Source organism: Aquitalea sp. ASV11 (genome assembly GCF_016429185.1).
Taxonomy (GTDB): Bacteria; Pseudomonadota; Gammaproteobacteria; order Burkholderiales; family Chromobacteriaceae; genus Aquitalea; species Aquitalea pelogenes.
Window position 1 is genome coordinate 1 of the sequence record NZ_JAELUD010000132.1, and the last position, 3,024, is coordinate 3,024.

The following is a 3,024-nucleotide window of genomic DNA, read 5'->3' on the forward strand; positions in this document are numbered from 1 at the left end:
GGTGCAGCTGATCCGCCAGTTCAAGGTGGACTACGGCATCATCGGCATTTCCAGCATCGAAAACGATGGCGTGCTGCGCGATTACGACTATCGTGAAGTACGCACTTCGGAAGCCATCATCCAGCAATCGCGCCAGGTGCTGCTGGCGGCGGATCATTCCAAGTTCGGCCGCCCGGCGCTGGTGGAACTGGGCCATCTGTCGCAGGTGCATGCCTTGTTTACCGACAAGCCGGTGCCGCCGGAAATGCAGGCGGTGATTGCCGAAGCCGGCACCCAGCTGTTTGTCGCCGACTGAGACCCGCTAAAAAGCCGCCTTGCCGTACTTGCTGTACTGTCTGCGTCGGCAGGCCCTGACCCGGATTTTCTGCGAGGTTTTGCCAGCCGCGCTGTGCGAACCTCTGCCACATCAAGCTGCCAAAAACTGTTCCAGCCCGAATGTCGAGGAGCCACCCATGTCTGCATTCACCCGCCACACCCTGTCCATCGGCCTGTCCGCCCTGCTGCTGGCCACCACGGCCCAGGCCGAACTGAGCAAAGGTGCCCCGGCCAGCGATTTCAGCACCGAAGCCTCGCTGGGCGGCAAACGCTTTCATTACTCGCTGAACGAGGCGCTGAGCCACGGCCCGGTGGTGCTGTACTTCTACCCGGCGGCCTTTACCAGCGGCTGCACGGTGGAAGCCCACCTGTTTGCCGAAGCCACCGACAAGTTCAAGGCACTGGGTGCCACGGTGATCGGCGTGTCCGGCGACGACATCGAAAAGCTGCAACGCTTTTCCGTGTCCGAATGCCGCAGCAAATTCCCGGTGGCGGCGGACAAGGATCGCAAGATCATGAAAGCCTACGACGCGGTGATGATTCCCGGCACCAGCTACGCCAGCCGCGTCTCCTACGTCATCACGCCGGACCATAAAGTCTGGTACAGCTATAACGCCATGGCCCCCGACCAGCACGTCAGCAATACGCTGAAGGCGCTGGAAGCGTGGAAGGCAGCGGGGCACTAAGACCCGCTCCCCCCCGATTCTGCGTTGCGCCGACTTGCCGTACTCACTGTACTGTCTGCGTCGGCGCGCCTTGACTCGGGTGCTCTACGAGGTTTTGTGGGCGGCTCTAAACCGGTCTCAGCCAGCCCGCGCCGCCAGCGCCGCTCCGCCGATGATGGCAAGGCAGGACAGCAGAAGGCTCCAGCTGGGCGTGGCCAGGCCTGCGCCCAGCAGCAATAGCGTGGAGATCAGCGGTGCGGCGTAGGACAGTACACCCAGCAGCGGCAGATTGCCCTGCTTCATGCCGATATCCCAGGTGAAGAAGGCAATGCCCACCGGCCCCAGCCCCAGGGCCAGCACGCCCAGCCAGGCCGTCCACGGTGCAGTCCATACCGTGCTCTCCCCGTACAGATGACACAGCGCCGCCAGCACGGCAGTTGCGGCACAGAACCAGCCCACCGCATCGGTCGGCACCTGTGCCACCAGACGGCTGGCCACCGAGTACAGCGACCAGATCAGCGCGCACAGCAAGGCCATCAGGTAGCCGGGCAGGTACTGGCGGGCAAAACCGCCCTGCCCGCCACCCAGCAACAGCCAGCAGCCACCCAGCGCCAGCAGACCGCCCAACAGATGCCAGCGTGACAGGCGATGGCCGGGCAGCAAGGCGGAAAACAGCAGGATCAGCAGCGGCCACAGATAGGCCAGCAGGCTGACCTGCACCGCCGGGGCCAGCCGCATGGCCAGGAAATAGCAAAAGTGATAACCGAACAGCCCGCCCACTCCCAGCGCCCAGGCCAGGGGTGGCTGGCGCAGAAAGCCAAGCGGTGACTGAGCGGCGCGCAGCCATTTGACGAGCATCAGGCCAAAGGCCAGCGCAAAGGTCATGGCCAATAGCTGAAAGGGCGGAAACACGCCGGCCGTCAGCCGGGTCAGCAGCGCAAGGCTGCCCCATAGCAGGATGGACAGGCTGCCGATCAGCGTAGCCTGGTGGCGGGTAAGCATGGGCAATACTCTCAGACAAGCAAAAGCGCAGTGTAGGCAGGATGGCGCGCGGCGACTTTGCCGGGCTGGCGGGCTTATTTGGCCGGATGGCGGAAATGGCTGGGCGCGATGCCGAAATGGCGGTGGAAGCGGTCGCTGAAGGCGGACAGGCTGGCATAGCCGCATTGCTCGGCCACCTGCTGCACCGGCAAGCTGCCCCGCTCCAGCAGCAACCAGCCATGCTGCATGCGCTGCTCCAGCTGGTACTGGCCGGGGCTCATACCCAGTTGACGGCGGAACAGCTCGGACAGCTGGCGCACGCTCAGGTGGGCCGCCGCCGCCAGTTGCGCCAGGCTGATGTCTTCGGCAAAGCGCGCATCCAGCACAGCGCGGGCAGCGGCCACGCGCCGGTCAAGCTGTGCTGCTGCGCCAGCCCGCTCGGCCAGTAACTGGGTAAGCAACAGCAGCATTTGCCGCCGACTGTTTTCTCCCGCCGCCGGACGGGACAACTCGGCGCGCAGGAATTCCACATAAGCCAGCATGCTGGCATCCAGCGGTAAAAAGGCTGGCAAGGCCGCCAGTTGCGGTGCCAGCGTGGCCGGAACATTGGCCACCACGAAGGCATTGTCACCGGGCGCAGCAAAGCCATGGCTGTTACCTGCGGCAATCACCGCCAGCTGGCCGGCCTGCACCACGCCGCCACGGCCCTCGACATCCAGCTCCAGGCAGCCATGCGCAGGCAACACCAGCTGATGGTAATCATGCTGATGCTGTCGGCTTTCCTGCTGGTAACTGCGCAGCTCCAGCAGCAGGTCGTCATGGTGGGACATCAGGCTATGGTAGCGGGGCGGGCTGGGGCTGGGTGCATGCTCGCACAAAAAAATGCCCCACCGGGGTGGGTGGGGCCTACGGGAGGAGATGGGCGCAAGCCCTGATACAACAAGATACGACCACAACAAATCGTGACGCTTAGCCCGGCTGGGCGCTGTGCACTGCGGTACTGTCCGGCTGCACCGCGCACTGGCGATAACGGGCCAGCCAGTCAGTCAGCACGGCACTGGCA

General features: G+C 64.4%; 3 protein-coding genes and 1 pseudogene. 2 read left to right on the forward strand and 2 right to left on the reverse strand.

What is annotated here, in order from left to right:
* Both JHD62_RS21185 and JHD62_RS21190 read left to right on the forward strand, forming a co-directional pair.
* Nucleotides 1-295, forward strand: a pseudogene (locus JHD62_RS21185) (DeoR family transcriptional regulator); the annotation flags it as partial.
* 157 nt (nt 296-452) lie between these two features.
* Nucleotides 453-1,001: a peroxiredoxin gene (locus JHD62_RS21190; protein WP_045845983.1), complete on the forward strand. Its 549-nt coding sequence runs from the start codon at nt 453-455 to the stop codon at nt 999-1,001.
* A gap of 117 nt (nt 1,002-1,118) precedes the next feature.
* Here JHD62_RS21190 and JHD62_RS21195 read toward each other — a convergent pair whose 3' ends face one another.
* On the reverse strand, nt 1,119-1,982 hold the full coding sequence (locus JHD62_RS21195; protein ID WP_199104546.1) for a DMT family transporter: 864 nt from the start codon (nt 1,980-1,982) through the stop codon (nt 1,119-1,121).
* Nucleotides 1,983-2,056: 74 nt separating this feature from the next.
* Nucleotides 2,057-2,791, reverse strand: a complete 735-nt coding sequence (locus JHD62_RS21200) for an AraC family transcriptional regulator (RefSeq protein WP_199104547.1) — start codon at nt 2,789-2,791, stop codon at nt 2,057-2,059.
* Nucleotides 2,792-3,024: the final 233 nt, after the last annotated feature.